Genomic DNA, 23,102 nt, shown 5'->3' with positions numbered 1-23,102 from the left:
GGGACGCATGATGAAAAACTTCTTCAAGAAAGTCGGCGCATTCCTGCGCAAGACATGGGTCTGGACGCTGCTGCTGGTGCTGTTTGTTGCGCTGTTGGTGTGGTTCGTCGGACCGCTGCTGGCGGTTGATGATTACAGGTTCTGGGAAAGCTCCACCTCGCGTTTGCTGACTATCAGTGTGCTGTTCCTGATCTGGGGCCTGACGATGGTTTTCGTCAGTTGGCGCTCGGGTGTTCGCAAGAAAGCCCTCGAAGAAAGCGAAGACGGCCAGGATCGCATCCGCCGAGAAGAGCAGATCGACGAAGAGCAGAAAGAACTGAAAACGCGTTTCAAGGACGCGTTGAAAACGCTGAAAACGTCGAGCCTTTATCGCGGCCGTAGCGAACGCTGGCGCAGCGATCTGCCTTGGTACCTGCTGATTGGTCCGCAAGGCAGTGGTAAAACCAGCCTGCTGGATTTCTCGGGCCTTGAGTTTCCAATCAACAAGATTGAACGCAAACTGACACGAGACACTCTGGGCACCCGTCACTGTGACTGGTACTTCGCCGATCACGGCGTGCTCATCGACACCGCTGGCCGCTACCTGACCCAGCCTGACGCCGAAGTCGACGGCAGTGCCTGGAACACCTTGTTGGACCTGCTGCGCAAACGTCGCCGCAATCGTCCGCTGAACGGTGTACTGGTGACCATTCCGGTTGAAACCCTGCTGAATGAAAGTGAGCAGAACCTTGAAACACTCGCTCGTCAGGTGCGTGCGCGTTTGCAGGACGTGCATCAGAAACTGCACGTCGATGTGCCCATCTATCTGGTTCTGAGCAAGGCCGACCGCTTGTTGGGCTTTGAAGAGTTCTTCGATCAACTGACGCGTGAAGAAAGCGATCAGGTCCTCGGCACGAGCTTTCGCAAAGAGCAGATGGGCACCGATGTGGCGGTGTTGCGCACCGAGTTCGAAGAGCTGCTGCGTCGCCTGAACAGTCAGGTGATCATGCGCATGCATCAAGAGCGTGACACGCAGCGTCGTGGTCGTATTCTCGACTTCCCGCATCGACTGGGGCAGATCGGCGAGCGCCTGTGCCTGTTTGTCGATCTGGCATTCACGGGTAACCGCTACCAGCGCGTCAGTCAGTTGCGCGGCTTCTACCTGACCAGTGCGCCGCATCTGACAGAGGAAATGGACGCTACCACCGCTGGCATCGGCGCCAATCTGGGCATGAGTGCAGGTGTACTGCCAACGCTTCGCAGCGGCCGATCACGATTCATCCATCATCTGCTCAGCCGGGTGATCTTTCCGGAAGCCGATCTCGCGGGACTGGACAAGCGTGAGCGCAGTCGCATCCATTGGGGCCAACGTGCGTTGTACGTGGGCGCGCTGGTAGCGTTGGCGCTGTTCGGCGTACTGTGGGCTGGCGGCTTTTCGGCCAACTATTCACGTCTGGAAAACCTGCGCAGTCTGGCTCAGACCTGGACTCAGCAACGTTCGGCGCTGAGCGCCCGCGATGACTCCATGGCGGTGCTCAAAACGCTCGACACCAGTTACGCAGCCACTCAAGTGTTCCCGGAAAAAGGCGACGTGAGTTATCACGAGCGTGGCGGCCTGTATCAAGGCGAAGACGTCAATCCGGTGGTCAGGGTCGCTTACGAACGTGAGCTTCACGACCAGTTGCTGCCCCGCGTTGCAAACTTGCTGGAAAGCCAGATCCGCGCCAACACCAAGGATCGCGACCGCCTGCTCAACAGCCTGCGTGCGTACCTGATGCTGAACATGACGGATCGCCGCGACGCTCAGTGGCTCAAGGATTGGGTCGCTACTGAATGGTCCCAGCGCTATACCGGCAACACCGCGGTACAGAACGGTTTGAACACCCATTTTGATCGTTTATTGAAACAGCCATTCAGCTATCCGTTGAATGATCCGCTGGTGGCTCAGGCGCGTCAGATTCTGCGTAGCGAGTCTTTGGCGACTGTGGTTTACCGCATGCTGCGCGAGCAGGCCCGTAATCTGCCGGAATACACTTTGGGCCAGCACCTTGGTCCTCAGGGTGCGCTGTTTGTCGGCACCGATTACACGATCCCCGGCTTCTATACCCAACAGGGCTACCAGCAGTACTTCTCGGTTCAGGGCACCAAGCTGGTTACTGACATCCTTAGTGATAACTGGGTGCTGGGTGAAGGTGCCGGTCTCAGCACGATGGACTTGCGCCGCCTGATGGTTGAACTGGAGCAGCTGTACTTCCGCGACTACGCCAACTATTGGGGGGAGGCGATAGGTGAGGTCCAACTGCCAGCAATCAATGACTTTGGGGAAGGCGCTGAGCAGTTGGCAGGTCTGACGTCAGCCAACTCCCCGGTCATCCAGTTGCTGATAGAGGTGCGTGAAAATACACGCTTCCCGGTGGTTGCCGATTCGGCGGAAGAAGCTGCCGATGCAGCAGGGCAACTGGCAGAGAATGGTGGCAAGCTTGGCAAACTGGCCGTTGCCGCAGCAGGCAAGGCATCTGATGCATTGGCGAAAAAGCTGCCGGATACCGCGAGGAAGTCTCTGCAAAGTCGCTTCGAGCCGTTGCACCGCTTGCTGGATGACAACAATGGGCCGACTGCCGACCTGACGCCTGCCCTGGCCGCTCTTAATGAGCTGCAACTGCAGATGGCGAGCCTTGCACGTTCCAGCTCGCCGGATCAGGCCGCCTTTGAAATGGCCAAAAGCCGAATGGGTGGCCAGCGCGACGCGCTGAGCAATCTGCGCACGGCGTCCGGTCGTTTGCCGCGTCCGGTGGGCGTATGGTTCAACGTTCTGGCTGAAGACACCTGGCGTCTGGTGCTGGGCGATTCCTATCAGTACCTGAACCAGCGCTACCAGAGCGAGCTGTACAGCTTCTATGGCAAAGCGATCAGCAAGCGCTATCCGTTCGACGCGCACAGCGCCAGCGATGTGGCAATCAGCGACTTCCGTGAGTTCTTCAAGGCTCAGGGCATTGCCGATCGCTTCTTCGATAACTACATGCGTCCGTTCGTGAGTGGCGATGCAGGCAACTATCGCATGCGTAGCGTCGATGGCTACAGCCTGCCGGTTTCCAAGGTCTATCTCGACCAGATGGCCGCGGCACTGGTGATCCGCCAAAGCTTCTTCGCCGACAACCCGGCCGAGCCGCAGGTGCAGTTCAAGCTGGAGCCTTACACACTTGACCCGGCTGTCAGCCGCTCCGAGTTCAAGTTTGGCGACAAGACCATTGAATACCGTCACGGTCCGATCGTACCGGTGTCCTTCAAATGGCCTACAGATGCGGAAGACGGCCGCACCAGCCTGGTACTCGACAGAATGGTGGGTCGTCCGCTGGGTCTTGAGAAGAATACCGGCCCATGGTCGCTGTTCCGTCTGTTCGACCTGATGCAGACCGAATACCTGACCGGACGTGACGTGTTGGTGCTCAAGGCTGACGTGGGTGGTCTGCGCGCCAACTACCTGTTGACCAGCCAGCGTACGCCGAACCCGTTTGACATGGGCGCACTGCGTACCTTCCGCATGCCGGGGCAGCTTTGATGCTGGTAGCCAGCCCTTGGCGCAGCGCTGCGCGTACCGATGCCGGCAAGGTACGGGCGCGCAACGAAGATGCTTTTCTGGACTCCCCGCAGCACGGGCTGTGGGTGGTCGCGGATGGCATGGGCGGTCATCAGGGTGGCGATGTCGCCAGTCAGTTGATCGTCGCCAGCCTGGCGGAACTGCCTGTGCAGGAAGGCTTTGACGAACGCCTCAAGGGCATTCGTCAATGTCTGCACTGGCTCAACCGCCGTCTGGGTCAGGAACTGACGGTCACTGCGGGTCGCCATGACAGCATCATGGGCAGCACGGTGGTAGCGCTGATGGTTGAGGGTAATCGCGCCGCCTGTATCTGGGCGGGCGATAGCCGTTGTTACTTGTGGCGCGGACAGCGTCTGTACCAGCTGTCCAAAGACCACTCGCTGCAACAGCAATTGATCGACGAGGAGAAAATGAGCGTCGAACAGGCCAGTGCCCATCCTTCCGCGCACGCCTTGACGCGCGCGGTCGGTGCGGCAGAACAGTTGACCCTGGATGTACTGGAGCTTGAGGTATATCCCGGCGACGCATTTTTGCTGTGTAGCGATGGTTTGTATCAGGGACTTGGCAGCGATGCGCTCGGTAGCGCCTTGAGTCTGACCGCGCCGCAGGTAGCGCTGGAGCGCTTGTTCGATAGTGCCTTGCGTGGTTCGGCGCGGGATAATCTGACGGCCGTGGTGATCCGCAAATGACTGAGCTCGTGCGCCCGAACGACGACCTGCTGGTGAACGAAGAGCAGGACAGCAACCTGACCTACTTTGCGTTTGCCAAGTCACACAAGGCAGAAGCTGCACTGGCGCCGACCAAGGCCAGTATTGGTGAGATGCCCGACGTGTTGGCAGGTCGTTACCGTATCGAGCGACTGCTCGGCGCCGGTGGCATGGGCGCTGTCTACCGGGCCAAGGATTTGCTGAGCGAACAGTTCGGCGAGCCCGATCCTTATGTGGCGCTGAAAATCCTCAGCGAAGAATTTGCCGAGTCGCCGGACGCAAGCGCCTTGCTTTACAGCGAGTTCGCCCTGACCCGACGCCTTCGTCACAATAACGTGCTGCGTTTGCACTCGTTCGAAGTGGACACTAACTGCCAGCGGGCTTTCATCACCATGGAACTCATGCGTGGGCTGACTTTGGACAAACTGCTATGCGAACGGCCTTTGGGCCTGCCGTGGAGAGAACTGCGTGACATTGCATTGTCGTTGCTCGACGCACTGGCTTATTCACATGCTCGCGGCGTGTTGCATGGCGACATGAAACCCAGCAATGTCATGCTCAGCGAAGAAGGTGTGCGCCTGTTCGACTTTGGCCTTGGCCAGGCCGAGGAAGGCGTAATGCCGGGGCTGCCTCACTTGAGTCGCGAACGTTTCAACGCTTGGACTCCGGGCTACGCAGCCCCGGAATTGCTGGAAGGCCAGGCACTATCAGCCAGCGCCGATGTGTATGGCGTTGCCTGTGTAATTTTTGAACTGGCAGGAGGCAAGCACCCGTTTCGCCGCTTGCCGTCGACCCAGGCGCGTGACGAGCGTCTTGAGCGTGAGCTGAAGGCACCAAGGAATTTACCGAAACACTGCTGGCCTGCTTTGCGGTCAGCACTGAGATTCGATGCACAGGATCGCAAGATCACTGCCAAACAACTGCGTGACGCTTTCGCCGTCACTTCGTCCAGGCTGCAACGCTTGATGCCGTGGTGTAACGGATGACAACCGAACAGGGAGCAAACAATGTTCAATCCTTCTAACGAAACGCACTTCAGTCTGACCGTCAAAGATTTTTCAGGCGACCTGCAAGTGTTGTCGTTTACAGGTACTGAAGGCATCAGCCAACCGTTCAGTTTCGACCTGGAGCTGGTCAGCGAAAACCCCGACATCGATCTGGAGACGCTTTTGCACAAGCAGGCGTTTCTGGCGTTCGATCCCCAGGGGAATGGCATCCACGGGCAGATCTACCGCGTTGCCCAAGGCGACGCTGGCAAGCGCCTGACGCGTTACACCCTGTCTTTGGTACCGCAGTTGCAGTACCTGCATCATCGTACCAACCAGCGTATCTATCAGCAGATGTCGGCGCAGCAAATCATCGCGCTGATCCTGGAAGAGCATGGCATCAAGAGTAACGGCTACAGCTTTCAGCTCGGCCAGCCATGCCCGGCGCGCGATTACTGCGTGCAATACGATGAAACCGATCTGCACTTCGTCCAGAGGCTGTGCGAGGAAGAGGGGGTTCACTACCACTTCCAGCACAGCCAGGAAGGGCATGTGCTGGTCTTCGGCGATGACCAAACGGTCTTCCCCAAGCTGAGTGGGCCCACGGCGTATGTGCAAGGCAGCGGCCTGGTCGCTGACGTGCCGGTCATCAAGGGATTCCAACTGCGTCTGGAAACCCGCACAGGCCGTGTGACCCGACGCGACTACGACTTCGAGAAGCCGAAACTGCAACTTGAAGCCGCTTACAAACCTGCCAACGAAAGTAACGAGCCGGACCTGGAGGATTATGACTACCCAGGCCGCTTCGTCGATCGCGCGCGGGGCAAGTTCCTCAGCCAGCGTGCGCTGGAACGTCATCGTGCCGATTATCAGCAAGCCGAAGGCTGGGGCGATCAGACCGCGCTCAAGAGTGGGCATTTTCTTCCGTTATCCGAGCACCCTCGCGCGGAGTGGAACGACTTGTGGCTGCTGACTGAAATCGTCCATGAAGGCAAACAGCCGCAAGTGTTGGAAGAGTCGGTCACTAGCGACACCACCAACAACAAGGACGACTTCCACCACGGCTATCGCAACCGATTCCTGGCAACCCCGTGGGCGGTTTTATATCGCCCGGCGCTGAACCACCCCAAGCCTCGGGTACTCGGCAGCCAAACCGCCGTGGTCACCGGCCCCAAGGGTGAAGAAATCCACTGCGACCAGTATGGCCGCGTGAAAGTGCAGTTTTTCTGGGACCGCGAAGGCCTGGCCGATGACAAGACCAGTTGCTGGCTGCGCGTCTCCAGCGGGTGGGCGGGCGACCGCTACGGCGGCATCAGCATCCCGCGCGTAGGTATGGAAGTGCTGGTGTCATTCCTTGAGGGCGACCCGGACCAACCGCTGGTGACCGGCTGCCTGTACCACAAGGAAAACCAGGTGCCGTACCCGCTGCCGACCAACAAGACCCGCACAGTATTCAAGACCTTCAGTTCCCCTGGCGGTGGCGGCTACAACGAACTGCGCATCGAAGATAAAAAAGGCGCCGAACAGATTTTCATCCATGCCCAGCGGGACTGGGACGAAAACATCGAAAACGACCAGAAAATCCGCGTTGGCAACGAACGCCACGACACGGTCGAAAAGAACACCTACACCGAGCTGAAAGCCGAAGAACACCGCACCACCCACGCCGACCGCAAGACCGAAGTCCGCATGGACGACCACCTGACGGTTGCGCAGAACCAGCACGTGAAACTGGGCACCGCGCAACTGACCAGCGCAGGCACCGAGATTCACTTGAAGGCGGGCGAAAAGATTGTTATCGAGGCGGGCGTGGAGCTCACCGTGAAGGCGGGCGGGAGCTTCATCAAGCTCGACGCGGGCGGGATAACCATGATCGGTCCGATCGCGAACGTCAACGCTGGAGGCTCCGCCGGAACCGGCACCGGGATTGGCATCAAGCCGCCTAGATTGCCGGGGGTTGTGGATCAGGACAAGGCGGGGAGTTTGATGGATCCGGCGTTGGTGAATGCACCGCCTGAGAAAGTTGAACCGAAGGCTGTTTTTGTGTTTTCTGAGTGATTGATATGAATCGTGTTTTCAAAAAAAATAGCGTATTCGCGATAATATTTGCAGCCTGTAGCTGGGGAGGGTTTCTTGACCGTGCGTATGCAGAGGCCTGCCCGTCTGAGGATTTTTCGAAGTTTCTTACGGTGTTTTCTGCCACGCCTGAAGTGCAGCAACGCTTTACGGCGGTGAAGGTGCAGGCTTTGGTTTTGAAACCAGCAAAACAGACCGATAGGTTCGAACCCCAAACGACTGATGTAGCGAATGCATCTTTGGCCTACCCACTGATGGGTCCAATCATCTCGGACAAAACTGACGGTGTTCAGATTGAAGCTGTAGACGATCGTCATGTCAGGGTTATTGATAAACGCGCTGGTCATAGCGATATCAAAGTCTTCAACTTTTCTCGTCAAACATGCTGGGTGCTTGCAGGAATGGAAGATTGGTCGATAAGCGAGAAAGATCTCTCAGCAGCAGTCCAGCCAAAAATGAACCGTAGTGAGAGTCTTTGCTTCCAGCGCGGTAGAGCATACGCGGGCCTGGGCGGTGTAGAGCAGTATCCATTGACCGCTGAATTCTTTGAGGCTGCACTGGAAAACTATGTGTGTGCAGCTGCGTCGGGAGATCCTCAGGCAAGTTTGAACGCTGCGAGTCTCAGCCTTTCCGGGATGGCACCACAGCTGGAAACGGAAAAGGTCGAGGCGCTTTTCAAGGCGGCCTCTACTACGCTCGCCGATGGAGCGGCAGGGTTGTCGAGTTTCTACTGTTATGGCAACAACGTTGCAGCTGATGGCCCTTGTCAGCACCCCGAGCAAGCAGAAAAGGAGCTTGTTCGTGCAGTGTCCATGGGATCTTCCGATGCGACTAATTACTTGGGCTACACCTTGGAAACAGGTGAGCTAAGAACAACGGACTTAGACAGAGCAATAGCTTGTTATCGTCTGGCTGCCAGTATGGGTAATCAAACTGCCGCCGACAATCTGAAACGCCTGAGCAAGCAAGCTACCGACGTTTCAACAGCTGGCCATTGCTATTAATTTGCGGGATGCAGTCATGACAGAACCACTTGATCTAGCGACTAACTACACCGGCGGCGACTATATTTACAAAATGGGCGGAAATGGGTCGACGGTCGTCAATGGGAAAAAACAAATTGATTGCTCCCATATGGTTAACCTGCTGCTGACAGGTGCTGGCTATAGCATTCCATATGAAGATACGCGGGTAATGGAAAACTCGACCTATTACACGACGGTTTTGCCGCAAGACGTGAAACGGGGCGATATCGCGCTTTGGATCAATGCAACACCTAATAGCCCCGGTGCTCCGCTGTTCCATACGGGGATCGTTCAAGAATTCAATGCTGCGAACCGGTCCGGATATATTTTTGGTGCACAGACAAGTACCGGACCTGCCAGAGCCAGATTCGGCCCCAAACCCCCAAGCTTCTTCTGGCCTGTTGCAACGAAATTCCTGAGAGCCAAAGAAGAGTTCAGAACAGGAGGCGCTGCTCCAGCACCGGAAGCTCCGGCAGCTACTCCCGCACCTGCAGGCCCCGCACCACTGATGAACTTCCAGTACCCATTCCGCAAGGCTGACGGGAAGCAGTTCACTGATGCGGAGGAAATTTACAAGGCCCTTGAGGGCGAGACCGCCGGTCATTACCTGCTTGGCAGCAACAGATTTTGGCACGGTGGTATTCATATCTCCGATCAAAGCGCCCCGCAGTGCGTGTTGAATGAACCGATCCGTTGTATGGCTGATGGTGAAGTCGTCGCCTATCGCCTGAATGAGGATTATCTGGAATCCACGTTTGGTGATAACGAGAAAAAACTCAAATACTCCAACTCCTTTTGCCTGGTGCGTCACGAGTACAAATCAGCGCCTAATCCCGAGGAGGGAGCTAATAAAGGCAAGCAGAACAAGCTGACGTTTTACAGCTTGTATATGCATCTGTTGCCGTTTGCGCGTTACCCCTTATCACCTGCAGAAACACCTAAACCCAAGGTGACCATGAAGGTTGGAGATTTCAGGGCTTACGACACCGCTCCAGCACCCGGAGTGACCACTGCGTCCTGCGGACAACTGGCAATCGGCACCAAGTTAGAAATCATCGAGACCGCCGAGAATGGCGAACTTACTTATGCCAAGGGTAAGATTCTATCTGGCAGCGTGAAGCAGGGGGCAACCAAAAAACGGGTCGAGGGGGCGGAGGTCTGGTTCGCTTATTTGAAAAACGGCGAACCCTACAAAAACTCAGTCCCTAAGCGCATCTGGCTCGCTGACGATGTGCCTGAGCGAGCAAGACCCAATTACTGGCAGGGTAAGGTCAAAGCCTCAGTAGTGAATAAGTTGCCGCTGTACGATGATCCTGCCAGCCCTACAAATGGCCAGCCTGCAGGCGCCCGGAAGGGGACTCTGGAGCTGGTCATGAACAGCGTCATCGAGTTTAACTCTTCGGAAGTCGTCAACCTGGCGCTGGATGGCAAGCTGCATCGGATGGCCAAGTGCACGATGCTGAGTGGCGGCCTGCGGGGTCATGGTGCGGTTCCCCCCAGCTTTTGGGCATGTGTTGAAAATGACCCTGCTAATAAAGTATTGAAATGGGACTCGGTAACGCCGACCAGTTTTGATACGGTCGTTATGACGAGCACCGGAGTGAAGGCGGGCGATCCAATTGGCTATCTTGGACAAACCGAAAATCTCACCGGTGAAAATGGCGGCGTCAGCAGCAAATACCAGGTTCACGTCGAAATTTTCACAGCCGATGCTGAGGTTAAAGACTTCCTCAAGAACACCGCGGGTTTGAAGATTGGGAAGCAATACCTGCACCTTGCAAGCGGGGCTGTACTCAAGCAAAAAGCGCCCGCGACCGGCACCACAGCACTCAAGCAAGACCATGCGGTTGACTTGGCTAAAGCCACAATTGTCAAAGAAGGCACCGATGACTGGTATGAGGTCAGCGTGATCGAGGACGATCAGCCTGTAGCCGGCCTGATAAAAAAAGCCACTGCGCTAGTCATCACACAGCACGATTGGGAAAAATTGGGCTTTCAGATCGTAGAGGAGAACAACGCAGCAGCCGATGGTTTCTTGGACCCGGATGCAATGCCACAGTTCTTCAAAGACCTATTCGCGAAGATCGACAAGAACCACGATGGTGAGGTGGAGCCTGCTGAACTGGCTGAGGCTCTTAAGAAACCGGAAACCAGAACCCAGTGGGCCAGGCTTGTTGCCCATCACCCTACGGAGTGGAAAGATAAGGCAGGCTCCCCCAAGTGGAGCAAGTTGGATAAACTGCTGGAAACGTCGCCGAAGATGTTGAAACATGAAAAAGAACGCATTGATAAATATGTATTTTGGGATGAGTTGTCAGGGAAAGCTAAGATGACCTCAAGTTTAATATGGCATTTTCATCCGGTAGAATTCATTTCAACATTTAGCGCAAAAAAAGTCTGCGCTTGCAACGCCATAGTTAAGGCTACTCGCTGGGTTTCTTCCAGTAAGACGCACTATGGCCCATTGCATACGGGTGATAAAGAGCTTGGGAGTGCACCTCAGTGGGATGACCTGGTCTCAGAAGGAAAAATAACGGAAGAGGAGAAAAAAATTATTGTTGTAATGTCTGGAAACGAGGCAAAAATTAACGGAGTACAAAGTTATGATAGCGAAATAATTACTGCCGGCGCGATGCAGAAAACAATTAACTTGTCCGGTGGCGGTGAGCTGCCACTACAAGTTAAGAAGTTTAAAAATCAGCATCCCGAGGCGTACATCGAATACTTTGATTCTCAAGGCTGGAAGTTGGATGAGACAGGTGATTCGGCGAAAATGTATTATCAAGGGCCGGCTCGAGCTAGTGGCGCAAAGCTGGAAGGAAAGGCGCTGAAGGATAATTTAAAAATTGGTTGCAGTGAATCGACATTTGGGAAGGTGGTTGACTGTCAACCTGTTTCAGTGATGGCCTGCGCTATCGCAAGTCCGTTATATATCCAGATACAAATAATGGATTTTATAGAAAGGTTACGTAGTTCTTTAACGAAGAAGCCCACAGGCTATAACTTTACTGCTGGGGGATTTTTCAAGACCTCTCTCGGAAAAGCTGTGGTTTTGGATCACGATATAAATCGACCCGGGTATGTGAAGGATGACTTGGGATCTGCTCTTGACACTTTTTTTGCTCAAAATCCAACAGTCAGCCGGGATATTGATACATGGGGCGCAGCATATAGCGTTAATGAGCGAAAAGTTTTAGACCTGTATGGCGCTCGAAGAAGAATGACCAATGCATTGCTTCGATACAATCACTTGAAGGCGGAGTTATAAGTATGTCGAATTTGAGATTTTTAGTTGCTGGTGCTGTTTGCTGGTTTTTGATAGCCGCCAATTGCCAGGCTGCTGATCTGATTTTGAATGGGGCTGGCGATTCCAGGTTAAATTTTTCCTCGTGGGATGAAAAGTCTGCCGTTTGGAAAATAGTAGATTTTAAAAAAGAGAATTTGAATTTTTCTTTATATAATAATGTCCCTGACTCTTCGATAGGATTAGGGGTAAATTCTGATAGCATGTCTTCTGATGGGAGATATGCTCTAGTTCAAAGAACTATATTTGGTAAACTCTACGATTCGGAGCAGGTAACGGAAACTGAAAAAAACTATTGTGACATGGTTGAAATGAATAGCGGTTGTGTGTTGCTCTCAAGGTCTGCCGAGGTTTGTTCTGGAAGTTGGAAGGGTTCTATTTGGTCGGCAGACGGAGGGGAAATTGTTAAGCCAAAGCTAGAAACAATAAATCCTCAAAAATTGATCGAGTCGATTTCGACTGTACGCGGTTCAACCTTAAGGGCCGACGCTATAAAAGAGCAAATGTTCATGGGTGTTGATTCATACGCGAGTTGTTATTCAGGCGTTGAAAATGTACGGGCGCTAAATGACTTGGGGTTTTATTTGGCTCAAGGGGGTGATGATAGCGGCGCACTTAGGATGTATCGAAGAGTTGAGTCTGTTGGCGAACGTACAGTGCTGTTTTTAAATATCGCTGACTCGCTCTGGAATACTGGGAAAACTTCTGAAGCTGTCAAATACTACAAGAAATACGCTGACTCTATGAATACTAGCGGGAAAAGCAATAAGGTTCCTTCGCGAGTCGCTGAGCGCACAAAGTAGCATGGAGTGCTGTCAACACCTTAGGCTAGTTTTGAATCGGTGGCTTTAAAGGCGCTGCGGGAAAGGTCAGTTATCCAACGGTCTACTGTAGATACACCTAAAATCTCCGCGCTCAAGAGTCGGTCTTCTCTGCTGTAATAAGTGATAGAACAAAATGGCTTAACGTTCCTGAAGATCGATTCAATAAGCGTGTTGATTATTTGAGGTGATGCATGAAGATGTTTAATGTGTATTTCATATTTGGTGTGTTGTCTGTAGGCGGTGCCTCTGCAGTAGCAGCAGACTTGGGAGCGGTTTCAGAGGTGGGTGTCGGTCGCGTCGGTACTAACGTAGTTCGATATGTGAAAACCTTCAATAATAGCTGCTTGGAAGTACAGGTGGTGAGACCTGAAAATAATTGGAAGGTTTTGTCTGTTTCAAATTTCTGCAGCTTTGGGGGCAAGTCTTTTGGTTCTGACTTTGCCGACGCTGGATTTGAGCAGATTTCTGTTAAAAATGATGGTGTTCATTTAGTGCTTAGTTTAACGCCGCTGACGCCAACGGGCGAGCAGCGCAGAGTCTGCATTGTTCCAGTTGAAGGGGCTACTATCAAAGATCTAAAATGTTTAGAAACCGAAAAGTAATATTAGATCCTCAGCAACACCGACTCACAAAAGAGTTTTTACTGCAACGTTGAAAAAGTATATTTGTGCTGCCGCTTCGAGGGGGGGCGGCGCAGTTTAGTCTGAGCGCTCAGAACTAGCGCTTTTCGGGAGTGGCGCCAAAGTTGGGCACTGAAGGTTGAGGCGCTTTAGCAAAAAAAGCGATTGCTAACTATAATCGTTGGACTTCGACTCTTCCTGGATATTTAGAGTGGCCGGCATTAAGGCCTATCATTCAGGATGTTTTAGTTGATTTTGTATATCAAGGGTTCACTAAGGACCCTCTGAAAAAGCCCATTTTTTGGAAAGAGACCGGGCTGGAGCGCCGTATCCGATCCACGAACCCCACATTTCAAGCCACTGGCTGACGCCTGATGCTGTGCTCCCGTTTTCTTTCAGGAGCCAGCACCATGATGCGACCCGACGCCAAAGTCGAGAAAGTCTACCTCTATCCCAAACCCGTGGATTTCAGAAAATCCATCGATGGCTTAGCTGCTTTGGTCGAGTTGGATATTAAAGTGGCGGTCTTTGATCCGGTGCTCTTTGTCTTTCTCAACAAATCCCGGAATCGAGTGAAGATTTTGTATTGGGAGCGTAACGGCTTCTGCCTTTGGCTCAAGCGTCTCGAGTCCGAGCGTTTCAAAATCTCGCCAGATGATGTCGACGAAGCCATTGTGCTGACGGTTCAGGAATTGAATTGGCTGCTGGATGGATTTGATCTGTGGCGCAACCGTCCTCATAAGATTTTGACTCCAAGGTTTGTTGCCTGACGGGTATAATCCAGGGCATGCGACCATTGCCCGACAACCTTCCTGACGATCCCGTATTGCTCAAACAGATGCTGCTTGAGAGCTACGAAGCACGCTCGCGCGAACAGGAAGTTAAAGACGCCTACGCCACTCACATCGTTGATCTCAAAGAGCAGATCAAGCTGCTGCGTGACCGTATTTTTGGTCGAAAGTCCGAACAAACCGTCGAGCCTAATACCCCTCAACTTGCCTTGTTCAATGAACCTGAAAGCGAGCCTATGCTCCCGGTCGGCGATGCTGATGAGGAAGTAGTTGCTCCTGCGCCACGCCGTGGCAAGCGCAAGCCACTGTCGGCTGATCTGCCGCGCATTGAAGTCATCCACGAGCTGCCCGAACACGAACTGACCTGTGCCTGCGGTTGCCGCAAGCATGTCGTCAGCGAGGAAACCAGCGAGCAACTGGATATCGTGCCGATGCAGATTCGGGTGATCAAACACATCCGCAAAGTCTACGGCTGTCGTGGCTGTGAGTCGGCACCGGTCACAGCCGGCAAGCCTGCGCAGTTGATTGAAAAGAGCATGGCCAGCCCCAGCGTGTTGGCCATGCTGCTGACCACCAAGTATGTCGACGGCTTGCCGCTGCATCGTTTTGAAACGGTGCTAAGCCGACATGGCATAGAAATCCCGCGTCAAACGTTGGCCCGCTGGATTATCCAGTGCGGCGAACATTTGCAGCCGCTGTTAAATCTGATGCGTGATCGATTGCTGGAAAGCCCGGTCATCCACTGTGACGAAACCCGCGTTCAGGTACTGAAAGAACCAGATCGAGACCCGACCAGCCAATCCTGGATGTGGGTACAGGCCAGCGGGCCTCCAGATCATAAAGTCGTATTGTTCGACTACACTTCCAGCCGCGCGCAGGACGTACCGTTACGGCTGCTGGAAAGTTATCGCGGCTATGTGATGACTGATGATTACGCGGGCTATAACGCGCTGGCGTTACAACCGGGCGTGGAGCGCTTGGCGTGTATGGCCCATGCGCGGCGCAAATTTGTCGAAGCACAAAAAGTGCAACCTAAGGGCAAGACCGGGCGTGCCGATATCGCGCTGACGATGATCAATAAGCTGTACGGTATCGAGCGCGAATTGAAAGACGGCAGCGACGAACAGCGCTTTACCGGTCGGCAGGAGAAAAGCCTGCCAATCTTGGCTCAGTTGAAAAGCTGGCTGGATAAAACTCAGTCCCACGTGACGCCGCAAAGCGTGCTGGGCAAGGCAGTTGGTTATCTGGCGAATAACTGGAGTCGGCTGAAGCGTTACGTGGAAGCCGGCTTTTTACCGATCGACAACAACCCGGCAGAGCGCGCAATAAAGCCGTTTGTTATTGGGCGCAAAGCCTGGCTGTTCAGCGACACGCCTAAAGGCGCCACCGCCAGTGCACAGATCTATAGCTTGGTCGAGACCGCCAAGGTCAACGGCCAGGAGCCCTATACGTGGCTGCGCCACGTACTGGAGAGGTTGCCACTTGCGCAGTCGGTGGCCGACTATGAGGCGTTGCTGCCGTGGAACTGCTCACCGGAAATGCCAAGATAAACGGAAGCCGCATCTGATGGTAGGTGTGGTTGGTGGATCGCTTACAAAAGCTCACACCCGACGAACTGGGCCCACTGATCGCAGATTATGTGAACGCAGGCGTCGCGCGGCACTTGCTGCAGCAGCGTTTCGAGAAGGCGTAGACGGCAGGGCGGTGTGATCGCCTGACTTTTCCTGCGCACAACAAAAAACCCGCCGAAGCGGGTTTTTCCAAGAACCATCCCGACATCCTGTCGGCCGCCTCCGAGGCGATGGTCGATCATCCTTGATCCTGGTGAACTCCCTGTTCACCACTTGATGGATCCAATCTTATGCGTAGCGCACAGGGTCGGAAATAGCCAAGTTCCTCGATCGCGTGTAAGCCTTTCGCTATACCTCGCTAATTCGATCCGGCGCGTATGGGTGGCGGGCAAGTATTTTGGCGTCAGGAAAGATTTGCATCTGGCAGGTTTGTCGACAGCAAAATACGCAGGCAATAAAAAACCCGCCGAAGCGGGTTTGTACCAAGACCATTCCAACTCCCTGTCGGCTGCCTTCCCGGCGATGGTCGATCGTCCCTGATCCTGGTGAACTCCTTGTTCACCAGTTGTTGGATCCAATATTACGGCTCTTGGGACGGGTGGCAAATAGCCAATGTGCTATTTGGCGTGTAAGCCTTTCGCTATACGTGTGTGGCATTCAGCCATGTATTTGCGTGCCAAAACCCTGTCTTGAGTCGCTGAAAGCGCCAGCCTGTAAGGGTTTCAGCGTTTTCAGAGCGATCAGGGCGAGAAGGTCGACGCCACTTCACAATAACGCTGCTCGGCGTTTTTGCTCTCTTCGTCGCGGTTGCGCGCCGCACGTTTGGTCCACTCCCGGCATTCCTCTTTGAAATTGACCTGAGCGGCCTTGCGGCACTCGCGTCGTTCCAGCGAGCGAACGGCGAAGTTCTCGCAAACGCTGTCGCCATCGATGGTGTTGCCGTAGACGCGCCATTGCGCGCGGTAGCGATTGCGACCGTCCCATTCGCGAATGGAGACCGTCGCGACGCTGTAAGGCCTGGACGAACGCGCCGTGCTGCGCGCAGCGTTGGCCTTGAAGTCGGCCATGTAGTCTGCCGACACCATGCCTTTCGCCGGTTCTGTCTGAGCCGGGCGAGGGACCTGGCCAAACCGGCAGTTCAATACGCTCTCATCAATGACGTTGCCGTTCTTCATGCAATTATCCAGCGGCTGCACAGTAGCGGGCTGCTCCTGGGTTGCAGCGACGGGCATGAGGTCCGATGTTCGGTTCAACGTGCTTGGCGCGGCAGCTGAGGGCGCTGCCGGTTCGCTGTCGATCGCAGGTGTCTGGGCTTCGACCGCTGGCTGTTCGACCAGCGGCAGCGGCGCGGCCTTCGGGCCTCGCACCTGAGAGGCCACCAGCCCTGCCAGGCATCCGGCAACGATCAGCCCGGCCAGCCACAGGCCATAAGGACGCGGTCGCACCTTGCGTTGGCGGCTTGGATGCGAACCCAATACGACGTCAACCTGGCCGGGTACGAGCCGCTGGATACGGATAATCCCGTCGTCCTCGGGTTGCTGTGTGGATTCCATTCCTGCTCCAGATCAAGCGTCATGTGAAGGTAAGTGCTGCGTCTGCTGACGAACGTAGCGGGCGTCAAATTTCAATTTTATCGGCTGTGCATCGTGTTTCTGTAACGCTTTGGCGCTGTATGTATCGGACCTGCCGCGCTAAGGTTGGGGCCGTTTTGATTGGCTATGAAAGGACCGCACATGCATCAGCGTCTTGAGCAGGTTTTTGGTTACACGCAGTTCCGGCCGGGCCAAGAGGCTGCAATCAGTGCCGTGCTGGCCGGGCGCTCGGCTGCGGCGATCTTTCCGACCGGCTCAGGCAAGTCGCTATGTTACCAATTGCCTGCGTTGATGTTGCCGCATTTAACGCTGGTGGTTTCACCGTTGCTGGCGCTGATTCAGGATCAGCTTGCCTTTCTGCATCGGCATGGCATTTCGGCGGCGAGCATCGATTCGGCGCAGAGCCGGGATGATGTCGCGGACGTCATGGCCAAGGCGCGCTCCGGGGAACTGAAAATCCTGATGATCTCGGTCGAGCGGCTCAAGAATGAGCGCTTCCGTAACTTCATCGCTCAGGTGCCGATTTCCCTTTTGGTTGTCGATGAAGCGCACTGTATCTCGGAATGGGGGCATAACTTTCGGCCCGATTACCTGAAACTGCCGGATTACCAGCGCGAATTCAACATCCCTCAAGCCCTGCTGCTGACGGCGACTGCGACGCCGCAAGTCATTATCGACATGCAGGATAAATTCGCCATCGCCCCTGAAGATGTAATCACCACCGGTTTCTACCGCGCCAATCTGCACCTGTGGGTCGAGCCGGTCAGCGGGCGTGACAAGAGGCAGCGCCTGGTCGAGTGGCTCCATGAGCGACAGGGGCAGCCCACCATTGTCTACGTGACCCTGCAAAAAACCGCCGAATACATCGCCGCGCACCTTGAACAGAACGGTCTGCCTGCCAGCGCCTACCACGCCGGGCTGCCTACGGATCAGCGCGAATCCATCCAGAAGCGCTTCATGGGCGGCAGCCTCAATTGCATCGTGGCGACCATCGCGTTCGGGATGGGCATCGACAAGAGCGACATTCGCAACGTGGTGCATTTCGACCTGCCTAAATCCATCGAGAACTACAGCCAGGAAATCGGACGGGCAGGGCGCGACGGTGCCGCTTCCGATTGCCTGGTGCTGGCCAATCGCGACAGCCTCAACGTATTGGAAAACTTTGTGTACGGCGATACGCCGGAGCGCGAGGGAATTGCGCGCGTGCTGGAAGACCTGCTCGGCGCGCGCCACGACGGGCAATGGGAGTTTCTGCTCGGGCCGTTGGGCGATCTTGGCAACATTCGCCAACTGCCGCTGAAAACATTGCTGGTGCAACTGGAGCTGCGCGGGCTCATTGCGTCACGTTACTCCTACTTCGCCGAGTACCGTTTCAAGTTCATGCTCCAGCCGCACGACCTGATGGCGCGCTTTGAAGGCGAGCGGCGCGAATTTGTTCAGGCGCTGATCGACACCTCCAGCCGGGCGCGGACCTGGGCGACGGTCAACTTCGACGCGATGTACCAGCAATACGGTGCCGAGCGCGGGCGAGTGGTCAAGGCGCTGGATTACTTTCAAGAGAAGGGCTGGATCGAGCTTGAAAGCAAGCAGACGACCGAGGTGTACAGCCTGCTGCGCAGCGATTTTGACCTGCAGGCCCTGAGTACCGAGCTGTACGAGTATTTCGCCCACCACGAGGCCACGGAAGTGGCGCGCATTCATGCAATGCTTGAAGTGTTCTCCAGCGATCAGTGCCTGACTCATCGGCTGGCGCGCTACTTCGGCGATCATAATGCCCCTGGGCTTTGCGGGCATTGTTCGGTCTGCCACGGCCAGGTCGCCCACCTGCCTGAACCGCCCGAGCTTGAACCGCTACCGAGCCGGGACTTTCAGCAACTGTGTGGCGAGTTTATCCACAAGCACCAGGACTACACCGGCCAGCCACCCAGCGCAGAGTGCCTGACCCGTTTTTTGTGCGGCATTAGCGTACCGTTGTTTACCAGGCTCAAGGCCCGCGCCACCAGAGGTTTTGCCGTGCTCGAGGATTATCCGTATGCGCAGGTCAGGGCGTGGGTGCAGGGGATGCTCTGAACGAAAACCGGCCGCTCGAAAGCGGCCGGTTTTGATACATCAGTCGATAGCGATCAGGTCAATCGCGACCGTGACGGCGATGTCCGTAGTGCTTGTTGCGTTTGCCATGACCACGGTACTCACGGCGATCATCACGGTCGCCGCGATAGCGACGATCATCACTACGGCTTTCGTTGCCCATGTAATTACCCAGTGCAGCACCGCCGCCGCCACCGACTGCTGAACCGACCAGGCTGCCGGTGTTGCCGCCAACGCTGCGGCCCAGCACGTTACCGCCCGCTGCGCCCAGGCCACCGCCAATAGCGGCTTCTGTGCGGTTGCGACGATCTGCACCGACCGCACCGCCGGCTGCGCCACCTACGCCTGCGCCAATCGCAGAACCGGTGCTGCCGCCGATCTGTTGACCGACGACCGAGCCGAGTACCCCACCCAATGCTCCGCCTACGCCTGACTCAAGGTTGCCTGCCGAGGCGGCGCCGCTGATCAAGGTAAGAGACAACAACAGTATCGAGGAATACTTCATGTATGGAATCTCATAGGGATGACGGCGCGATCTTGGTGTCAAGTGAAGAACGTAGCAATGTAAATCCGACGAGTAACACGATTGCAACACAACTTGCTAAGTTATTGTTTTGGCTAAGGAACTTAAGTCGGGAAAGACAGTCTCAGGTTACTTGTGAAAGGCCCGTTTCGAGAGAGACGGGCCTTTTTTTATGGGCGTTTTTTACCGGCTTAGATAATCCGCGCCGACTCTGCCGAACGCTCAAGGCGAATGGCCACGAACTTCGACGTTGGCGTGCTGCTGCCGGCGCCGACGCTTTCCAGTGGCACAAGCGGGTTGACCTCCGGGTAGTAAGCCGCAGCCTGGCCCGCCGGAATATCGAACGGCAACAGCGTGAAGCCTTTGACGCGACGCTCGCGGTTGTCGCTCCAGATCGAGATCAAGTCAGCTTTCTGACCTGGCTGGAAGCCAAGACGAATGATGTCCGCTTCGTTGACGAACAGCACGTCACGTTGACCTTTCACACCGCGATAACGGTCGTCCAGGCCATAAATGGTGGTGTTGTACTGATCGTGGGAGCGCATCGACTGCATGATCAGGTCTGGTATCTGCCCGGTCGAACTGATGTCTTCATGGATCAGGTTCAACGGCAGCGCATTGGACTTGAAGTTGGCGCGAGTCGAGGCCGTGTTCCAGCGACGGGAACCGGCTGCGTTACCCAGGTAGAAGCCGCCCGGGTTCTTGACGCGCTCGTTGAAGTCCTTGAAGCCTGGAATGGTGTCGGCGATCAGGTCGCGAATACGGTCGTAGTCTTCAACCAGCCACAGCCAGTCCACAGGCGTTTTGCCCAGTGTGGCATTGGCAATGCCGGCAATGATCGCTGGCTCCGAACGCATCTGCTTCGAAGACGGCTGCAACTGGCCGTTGGACGCATGCACCATGCTGAACGAATCTTCCACGGTGACCGCTTGCGGCCCATTGGCCTGGATGTCGATGTCGGTACGACCGAAACACGGCAGAATCAACGCGTCTTTGCCGTGGAACAGGTGGCTACGGTTGAGTTTGGTGCTGATTTGCACCGTCAGATCGCAACTGCTCAGTGCCTCGGCGGTGCGATGGCTGTCCGGCGTCGCCTGGGCGAAGTTGCCACCCAGCGCGATAAATACCTTGGCGCGGCCCTCGGCCATGGCATGAATGGCTTCGACCACGTTGTGGCCATTGTCGCGCGGCACTTTGAACTGGAAGCGTTTTTCCAGTGCATCCAGGAAGAACACCGGTGGGCGCTCGTTGATGCCCATGGTGCGGTCGCCCTGCACGTTACTGTGGCCACGGACCGGGCAAAGGCCAGCACCCGGACGGCCAATATTGCCGCGCAGCAGCATCAGGTTAGCGATTTCCTGAATGGTCGCGACCGAGTGGCGGTGCTGGGTGATGCCCATCGCCCAGCACATGATGACGTTCTTGCCCTTGGCATACATGCGCGCCGATTGCTCGATGTCAGCCAGGGTCAGACCGGACTGCTCGACAATCCCGTCCCAGGACGTGTCATCAATGGCCGCCAGGTATTCGAGAACGCCTTCGGTGTGTTCATTAAGGAATGCGTGATCAAAAACCGACGGTTCATTGGCCAGCTGTGCATCACGCTCCCATTGCAGCAGGAACTTGGCCATGCCGCGCAACAGCGCCATGTCGCCGCCCAGCGCAGGACGGAAGTAGGCCGTGTTGGTCGGACGGTCACCATTGGTGAGCATCTCGACCGGGTGTTGCGGATGCTGGAAACGCTCAAGCCCACGCTCTTTCAGCGGGTTGACGCACACCACCTGCGCGCCACGCTGTACCGCTTCACGCAGCGGCTCAAGCATGCGCGGGTGGTTGGTGCCGGGGTTCTGGCCGAGGACGAAAATAGCGTCAGCGTGTTCGAAATCCTCGAAGGTCACGGTGCCTTTGCCCACGCCGACACTTTGCGACAAGGCAACGCCGCTGGCCTCGTGGCACATGTTCGAGCAGTCCGGGAAGTTGTTGGTCCCGTAGGCACGCACGAACAGTTGATACAGGTACGCCGCTTCGTTGCTCGCACGACCCGAGGTGTAGAACTCGGCCATGTTCGGGCTGGGCAGGTTCTTCAGGTGCTTGGCGATCAGCGCAAACGCGCTGTCCCAGCTGATGGGTTTGTAACGGTCGGTTTCTGCGTCGTAAGCCATCGGCTCGGTCAGGCGACCCTGATACTCAAGCCAGTAATCGCTCTGTTCCAGCAGCGCGCTGACGCTGTAGCGTGCGAAGAAGCCCGCATCGACGCGGCGTTTGGTGGCTTCCCAGTTGACCGCCTTGGCACCGTTCTCGCAGAACTTGACCATGCCGCTTTCCGGCGAGTCGCCCCACGCGCAGCCCGGGCAGTCGAAGCCGCCGTTCTGATTGGTCTTGAGCATCATGCGCAGGTTCTTCAGCGCGTTGTCACTGCCCAGCCAGGCCTGCGTCACGCTGATCAGTGCGCCCCAGCCGCCCGCCGCACCTTTGTAGGGCTTATAACGGGGTGTAGGTGTCTTGTCGGCTTGATGATGAATGCTCACGCTTGAATCTCCATCGCAGGGCTATAGACCCGCGGCGCACTGTGCTGCGGCAGGTGGATTAAATTGAGGTTGTGACGGCGAGCCCATTGCAGGGCAAGTCCGGTGGGCGAGGACAGACTGACCAGGGTCTGAATGCCGGCGCGCAATACTTTCTGAATCAGTTCCAGGCTGCAGCGACTGGTCACAATCGCCACGCCGCCGGTCATGGGAATGTCCTGGCGGATAAGCGCGCCGATCAGCTTGTCCAGCGCGTTATGGCGGCCGATGTCTTCGCGGCCCAGCAGCAACTGACCGGTGTTGTCCATGAAGACCGCGGCATGCACCGCGCCACAGTGGCGGCCAAGCGGCTGGAATTCGCCGATGCGCTGGCGCAGGCCTTCCAGCCATTCAATCGGCGGCAAAGGCGCTCCGGGTAATACATTCAGCTCCGGCAGCGCCTGCTCGACCGCTTCGACACCGCACAATCCGCAGCCGCTGGTGCCGGCCAGTTGTCGCCGTTGCTGTTTGAGGTCCCAGAAGGCCCGGCTGGCGATTTCGACCTCGGCCTGCATCGCCGAACCACAGCCGCTGAGCGTGAAGTCGTAGATTTCATCGCGTGAGGCAATGATGCCGCTGCCCAGGCTGAAACCGACGATAAAGTCTTCAAGATCGGTGGGGCTGACCAGCATGACCGCCTGGCTGATGCCGTTGTAGGCAATGGCCAGTGCCACTTCTTCAGCAAGCGCGTTGCGTGCGCAATCCTGCCCCTCGAGATTCGAGTAGCTGTAATTCTGGCTTGCTTCGGGGGCTGGCGCGGAAACGGGCACCGAGCTGACCTTGCGCGTGACGTGCATGGGCTGAGATACCGGCAGATTGACATCTACAGGTTAGGCGTCTTCCCGGGTATCGTC

At 55.9% G+C, this 23,102-nt stretch carries 16 protein-coding genes and 1 pseudogene; 13 read left to right on the top strand and 4 right to left on the bottom strand.

Translation table 11 applies throughout. The annotated features are described in order from the left end of the window. Positions 1–10: 10 nt before the first annotated feature. The 12 genes and pseudogenes from tssM to PSPTO_RS27975 all read left to right on the top strand — a co-directional run bounded on the left by tssM (position 11) and on the right by PSPTO_RS27975 (position 16,021). Positions 11–3,538, top strand: a complete 3,528-nt coding sequence (gene tssM / locus PSPTO_RS28030; RefSeq protein ID WP_046464016.1) for a type VI secretion system membrane subunit TssM — start codon at positions 11–13, stop codon at positions 3,536–3,538. Beyond that, the gene (locus PSPTO_RS28025; protein WP_011105478.1) at positions 3,538–4,266 is read left to right on the top strand and encodes a PP2C family protein-serine/threonine phosphatase; all 729 of its coding nucleotides are present in this window, start codon (positions 3,538–3,540) and stop codon (positions 4,264–4,266) included. The genes tssM and PSPTO_RS28025 overlap by 1 nt, the downstream gene beginning before the upstream one ends. Further along, complete coding sequence (locus PSPTO_RS28020; RefSeq protein ID WP_046464012.1) at positions 4,263–5,270, top strand: serine/threonine-protein kinase; 1,008 nt, start codon at positions 4,263–4,265, stop codon at positions 5,268–5,270. The genes PSPTO_RS28025 and PSPTO_RS28020 overlap by 4 nt, the downstream gene beginning before the upstream one ends. Positions 5,271–5,291: 21 nt before the next feature. Beyond that, positions 5,292–7,328 carry a type VI secretion system tip protein TssI/VgrG gene (tssI, locus tag PSPTO_RS28015; RefSeq protein ID WP_011105476.1) on the top strand — a complete coding sequence of 679 codons (2,037 nt, stop codon included), beginning with the start codon at positions 5,292–5,294 and terminating at the stop codon, positions 7,326–7,328. A 5-nt stretch (positions 7,329–7,333) separates the two neighbouring features. After that, positions 7,334–8,350 carry a tetratricopeptide repeat protein gene (locus tag PSPTO_RS28010; RefSeq protein WP_011105475.1) on the top strand — a complete coding sequence of 339 codons (1,017 nt, stop codon included), beginning with the start codon at positions 7,334–7,336 and terminating at the stop codon, positions 8,348–8,350. A 16-nt stretch (positions 8,351–8,366) separates the two neighbouring features. Further along, positions 8,367–11,639 carry an EF-hand domain-containing protein gene (locus PSPTO_RS30455; protein WP_226992670.1) on the top strand — a complete coding sequence of 1,091 codons (3,273 nt, stop codon included), beginning with the start codon at positions 8,367–8,369 and terminating at the stop codon, positions 11,637–11,639. Between the two features lie 2 nt (positions 11,640–11,641). Beyond that, on the top strand, positions 11,642–12,478 hold the full coding sequence (locus PSPTO_RS28000; RefSeq protein WP_052746260.1) for a tetratricopeptide repeat protein: 837 nt from the start codon (positions 11,642–11,644) through the stop codon (positions 12,476–12,478). Between the two features lie 212 nt (positions 12,479–12,690). After that, a complete protein-coding gene (locus PSPTO_RS27995) occupies positions 12,691–13,101 on the top strand; it encodes a hypothetical protein (RefSeq protein ID WP_149032214.1) in 411 nt (136 codons plus the stop codon). Positions 13,102–13,529: 428 nt separating this feature from the next. Continuing rightward, the gene (tnpB, locus tag PSPTO_RS27990) at positions 13,530–13,889 is read left to right on the top strand and encodes an IS66 family insertion sequence element accessory protein TnpB (protein WP_003409203.1); all 360 of its coding nucleotides are present in this window, start codon (positions 13,530–13,532) and stop codon (positions 13,887–13,889) included. 17 nt (positions 13,890–13,906) lie between these two features. Next, on the top strand, positions 13,907–15,460 hold the full coding sequence (locus PSPTO_RS27985) for an IS66-like element ISPsy5 family transposase (RefSeq protein ID WP_003409202.1): 1,554 nt from the start codon (positions 13,907–13,909) through the stop codon (positions 15,458–15,460). A gap of 44 nt (positions 15,461–15,504) precedes the next feature. Then, positions 15,505–15,603, top strand: a pseudogene (locus tag PSPTO_RS30745) (peptidase M48, Ste24p); the annotation flags it as partial. Positions 15,604–15,862: 259 nt separating this feature from the next. Then, positions 15,863–16,021 (top strand): hypothetical protein, encoded by a 159-nt coding sequence (locus PSPTO_RS27975; protein WP_158506383.1) that lies wholly within the window; start codon positions 15,863–15,865, stop codon positions 16,019–16,021. 200 nt (positions 16,022–16,221) lie between these two features. Here the strand turns inward: PSPTO_RS27975 and PSPTO_RS27970 are convergent, their stop codons facing one another. Further along, positions 16,222–17,034 (bottom strand): hypothetical protein, encoded by an 813-nt coding sequence (locus PSPTO_RS27970; protein ID WP_011105473.1) that lies wholly within the window; start codon positions 17,032–17,034, stop codon positions 16,222–16,224. A gap of 180 nt (positions 17,035–17,214) precedes the next feature. On the opposite strand from PSPTO_RS27970, the gene PSPTO_RS27965 reads away from it, so the two are divergent. Continuing rightward, complete coding sequence (locus PSPTO_RS27965; protein ID WP_011105472.1) at positions 17,215–19,143, top strand: RecQ family ATP-dependent DNA helicase; 1,929 nt, start codon at positions 17,215–17,217, stop codon at positions 19,141–19,143. Between the two features lie 58 nt (positions 19,144–19,201). Here PSPTO_RS27965 and PSPTO_RS27960 read toward each other — a convergent pair whose 3' ends face one another. The 3 genes from PSPTO_RS27960 to fdhD form a co-directional block, all read right to left on the bottom strand. Then, positions 19,202–19,666, bottom strand: coding sequence for a glycine zipper domain-containing protein (locus PSPTO_RS27960; protein WP_005621742.1), 465 nt, complete (start codon positions 19,664–19,666; stop codon positions 19,202–19,204). A 209-nt stretch (positions 19,667–19,875) separates the two neighbouring features. Beyond that, the gene (locus PSPTO_RS27955; RefSeq protein ID WP_011105470.1) at positions 19,876–22,212 is read right to left on the bottom strand and encodes an FdhF/YdeP family oxidoreductase; all 2,337 of its coding nucleotides are present in this window, start codon (positions 22,210–22,212) and stop codon (positions 19,876–19,878) included. Further along, on the bottom strand, positions 22,209–23,045 hold the full coding sequence (gene fdhD / locus PSPTO_RS27950) for a formate dehydrogenase accessory sulfurtransferase FdhD (protein WP_005769867.1): 837 nt from the start codon (positions 23,043–23,045) through the stop codon (positions 22,209–22,211). The genes PSPTO_RS27955 and fdhD overlap by 4 nt, the downstream gene beginning before the upstream one ends. Positions 23,046–23,102: the final 57 nt, after the last annotated feature.

The organism is Pseudomonas syringae pv. tomato str. DC3000 (genome assembly GCF_000007805.1).
GTDB classification, from domain to species: Bacteria; Pseudomonadota; Gammaproteobacteria; order Pseudomonadales; family Pseudomonadaceae; genus Aquipseudomonas; species Aquipseudomonas avellanae.
This window is presented reverse-complemented; position numbering and strand designations above follow the sequence as displayed.